3 protein-coding genes and 1 pseudogene are annotated in these 3851 nt (G+C 68.6%); all 4 read left to right on the forward strand.

The genetic code is table 11. The features are described from left to right. A pseudogene (locus F3J18_RS35920) lies at positions 1-366 on the forward strand (Fe2+-dicitrate sensor, membrane component); the annotation flags it as partial. A 159-nt stretch (positions 367-525) separates the two neighbouring features. After that, complete coding sequence (locus tag F3J18_RS35925) at positions 526-1005, forward strand: hypothetical protein (RefSeq protein WP_166916874.1); 480 nt, start codon at positions 526-528, stop codon at positions 1003-1005. 252 nt (positions 1006-1257) lie between these two features. Next, positions 1258-1986 (forward strand): gluconate 2-dehydrogenase subunit 3 family protein, encoded by a 729-nt coding sequence (locus tag F3J18_RS35930; RefSeq protein WP_025100931.1) that lies wholly within the window; start codon positions 1258-1260, stop codon positions 1984-1986. Further along, the gene (locus F3J18_RS35935; protein WP_205195711.1) at positions 1983-3761 is read left to right on the forward strand and encodes a GMC family oxidoreductase; all 1779 of its coding nucleotides are present in this window, start codon (positions 1983-1985) and stop codon (positions 3759-3761) included. Before F3J18_RS35930 ends, F3J18_RS35935 begins: the two co-directional genes overlap by 4 nt. Positions 3762-3851 lie beyond the last annotated feature (90 nt).

Below are 3851 nucleotides of genomic sequence, written 5' to 3' on the forward strand. Positions count from 1 at the left end.
GCGGTGGAGATCACGCCGGCCGCCGCGCCCGCGCTGCGGCGCCGGCTCGACGCGGGCCGGCAGCTGTGCTTCTCGGCCGAGGCGATTGGCGCGAGCGGGCCGGCCGATCCGCATGCGGCCGACTGGTCGCGCGGCGTGCTGTTCGCGGACCGGATGCGGGTCGGCGCCTTCGCGGCCGAACTCTCGCGCTATCGCCCCGGGCTGCTGCGCTGCGATCCCGCCGTCGCCGAGCTGCGCATCACGGGTGCCTTCCAGATCGACAATACCGACAACATCCTGGCCGCCTTGCCGGCCACGCTGCCGGTGCGCGTGGTCTATCGCACGCGCTACTGGGTGACGATCGAACCAGCGCGGCGCGAGGCCTGAGCGGCAGGGCTCGGTCGATCCCGGCGGCGAAACGGCCTGCCTTCCATTGCGGAATCTCTCGCCTGGAATCTCTCGTCTGTCGGCGCAATCGCGCGCGGCGGCGTTAGAGGAATATCGGCCCGCTGGCGAAGGGCCTTCGACGGATTCGGGAGACCAAGCATGAAGACATCGGCACGAGCCGGCAGCGCGGCGCGCCTCGCCGGCCTGGCGCTGGCGGCCGGCGCGATGCTGGCGGGCCAGCCTGCCCACGCGGCGGCCGGCACCGGCGCGCTCACGCTGCGCGCGCAGGGCACCTCGACCACCACCACCCTGGTGCTGCGCGATGCCGGGCAGGACCCGGGCGGCAAGCGCCGCTACGCCTACGAGCTGCGCGTGGCGAACGGCGCCTGCCACGCGACGCTGGCGGGCGTGGTGCATCGCGTCTCGAAGACCGACGCGGCCGGCGACGATTCCACCTTCCTGCGCAACGGCGAGAGCGTCGACACCAGCGTGTTCCGCGACTTCGCCGACGGCCGCCAGGTGACGCTGACGATCGACGTCAGCTCGCCGAAACCGCAATACGCCGGCGTGGCGGTCGACCAGGCGCCGGCCGGCTGCGCCGACTGGCAGCACCTCGACAGCGAGTTCTACGCCCGCTGATCCGTCGCGGCGGTGCGCGATCCGGCGCCGCCCGCGCCGATTATGTCCCGATCTGAAACAAGCCGTTGTCGGTGCGCGCTATCGAATGGAACCGGTTCCATTTATAATGCGCGAGCCAAACGAAATGTAGGTGTCTTGTCTGGATCGCCTATTTTTCAAGATAACGGGCAGCGGCGGGGCGCGACGATCGGTGAGGACGTCGTGCCGAACGGCACGCGCCCGACCCGTCGCCCCAACCCAGAACGGACCATCATGACCACCCCACCCGACAAACCGGGCTCGCGGCGCCGCTTCCTGCAGACCAGCATCGCGCTGGTGCCGGCCGCCTCGCTGGCCGGCTGCGATCTCGGCAGGCACGAAGGCTCGGCGCCGGCGCAGTCCGCCGGCGCGCGCGCCGATGCCGGCCCCTACAAGCCGCGTTTCTTCGATGCCGCCGAATGGGCCTTCGTGCAGGCCGCCTGCGACCGGCTGATCCCGGCCGACGCCGAAGGGCCCGGCGCGCTGGAAGCGGGCGCGCCCGAGTTCATCGATCGCCAGATGGAGACGCCCTATGCGCACGGCGCGACCTGGTACATGCAGGGGCCGTTCCAGCAGGGCGCGCCGGAGCTGGGCTACCAGCTGAAGCTGGTGCCGCGCGACATCTACCGGCTCGGCATCGCGGCGGTCGACCGCTACAGCCGCACCGCCTACGGCAAGCCCTTCGCCGAACTCGACGCGGCCACGCGCGATACCGTGCTGGGCGCGCTCGAGGCCGGCAAGCTCGAACTCGGCGACGTGCCGGCCAAGGTGTTCTTCGGCCAGTTGCTGCAGAACACGCGCGAGGGGTATTTCTGCGATCCGGTGCACGGCGGCAATCGCGGCATGGCGGCCTGGAAGATGATCGGCTTCCCCGGCGCGCGCGCCGACTTCATGGATTTCGTCAATCAGGACGGCAAGCCCTATCCCTACGGGCCGGTGTCGATCAACGGGGAGCGCAGCTGATGGCCGAGAAGAAACCGCATGTCGATGCCGTGATCGTCGGCTTCGGCTGGACCGGCGCGATCCTCGCCAAGGAACTGACCGAGGCCGGCCTCAAGGTGGTCGCGCTGGAGCGCGGCGAGTACCGCGATACCTATCCCGACGGCGCCTATCCGAACACGCTCGACGAGCTGACCTACAACGTCCGCAAGAAGCTGTTCCTGGACCTGTCGAAGACCACCCTGTCGATCCGCCACGCGCCGGGAGACACGGCGCTGCCTTACCGGCAGCTCGCGGCCTTCCTGCCCGGCGAGGGCGTGGGCGGCGCGGGCCTGCACTGGTCGGGCGTGCATTTCCGCATCATGCCCGAGGAGCTGCGCCTGCGTAGCCACTACGAGGAGCGCTACGGCAAGAAGTTCATCCCCGAGGGCATGACGATCCAGGACTACGGCGTCAGCTACGAGGAGCTCGAGCCGCACTTCGACTTCGCCGAGAAGGTGTTCGGCACCTCGGGGCAGGCCTACCGCGTAAACGGCAAGGTGGTGGGCGACGGCAACGTGTTCGAGGCCGATCGCAGCGACGGCTTTCCGCTGGCCGCCCAGCTGAACACCTATTCCGCCCAGCGTTTCTTCGACGCGTCCAGATCGCTCGGGCTGCACCCCTACCGGCTGCCCTCGGCCAATACTTCGGGACCCTACACGAATCCCTACGGCGTGCAGATGGGGCCGTGCAACTTCTGCGGTTATTGCAGCGGCTATGCCTGCTACATGTACTCGAAGGCCTCGCCGAACCTGAACATCCTGCCGGCGCTCAAGCAGGAGCCGCATTTCGAACTGCGCTCGAAGTGCCACGTGCTGCGCGTCGAGCTCGACGACACCAGGAAGCGCGCCACCGGCGTGACCTATGTCGATCCGGCCGGCCGCGAGGTGTTCCAGCCGGCCGACCTGGTGATCGTCGCCGCGTTCCAGTATCACAACGTGCACCTGCTGCTGCTGTCCGGCATCGGCAAGCCTTACGACCCGATCTCGGGCGAGGGCGTGGTGGGCCGCAATTTCGCCTACCAGAACCTGTCGACCATCAAGGCCTTCTTCAACCAGGACACCTACACGAATCCCTTCGTCGGCGCCGGCGGCAACGGCGTGGCGGTCGACGATTTCAATTCCGACAACTTCGACCACGGCCCGCTCGGTTTCGTCGGCGGCTCGCCGATGTGGGTCAACCAGGCCGGCGTCAAGCCGGTCAGCGGGATCGCCACGCCGCCCGGCACACCGGCCTGGGGCTCGCAGTGGAAGAAGGCGGTCAAGGAGAGTTACGCGCACACCATCTCGATGGACGCGCACGGCTCGAACATGTCCTATCGCGACGTGTTCCTCGATCTCGACCCGACCTACCGCGATTCCTACGGGCAGCCGCTGTTGCGCATGACCTTCGACTGGAAGGACAACGACATAAAGATGGCGCGCTACGTCACCGGGCAGATGCACAAGATCGCCGAGGCGATGGGGCCCAAGGCGATCAGCGTATGGACCCGCGAGTTCGGCCAGCATTTCGATGCGCGCCAGTACCAGACCACCCACCTGGTGGGCGGCGCGGTGATGGGCGCCGATCCGCGCACCAGCGTGCTGAACCGCTACCTGCAGAGCTGGGACGTGTACAACGTGTTCGTGATGGGCGCCTCGGCTTTTCCGCAGGGCACCGGCTACAACCCCACCGGGCTGGTGGCCGCGCTGGCCTATTGGTCGGCACGCGCGATCCGCACGCAGTACCTGAAGAACCCCGGCCCCTTGGTGAGCGTATGAAGCAGAGCATCTTCTCGAGGAGCCCGCGTGCCGCGGCGTGGCGCGCGGCGATGGCGGCGGGCGTGGTGGCCGCCGCGGCGGCGCTGGCCT

Source organism: Burkholderia sp. Ax-1720 (assembly GCF_011753035.1).
In the GTDB taxonomy this organism is placed as follows: Bacteria; Pseudomonadota; Gammaproteobacteria; order Burkholderiales; family Burkholderiaceae; genus Burkholderia; species Burkholderia gladioli.